The following is a 207-nucleotide window of genomic DNA, read 5'->3' as shown; positions in this document are numbered from 1 at the left end:
TCGGGGGCGGCCTGGCCGTCGCCGGCGTCGATCCGTTGCAGTCCCCGCGGCACCAGCAGGTAGCCCCGCTCGGCGCAATCGACGCCCGCGGTGTCCAGCCGTCGCTGGGCCTTGCCCAGCCAGCCGCCGCCGCGCGCCTGCTCGCCCCGCATGAGCAGGACGACCGAGAGACAGAACGCGCACCGCGCGGAGCGCACCGGTCGACCC

Annotated in this window: 1 pseudogene; it reads right to left on the bottom strand. The window is 76.8% G+C overall.

Features of this window, described 5'->3' with window-relative positions:
• Positions 1-207 (bottom strand): annotated as a pseudogene (locus QM806_RS41315) (DNA-binding response regulator); the annotation flags it as partial.

The organism is Rhodococcus sp. IEGM 1351, from assembly GCF_030056875.1.
GTDB classification, from domain to species: Bacteria; Actinomycetota; Actinomycetes; order Mycobacteriales; family Mycobacteriaceae; genus Rhodococcus_F; species Rhodococcus_F opacus.
This window is presented reverse-complemented; position numbering and strand designations above follow the sequence as displayed.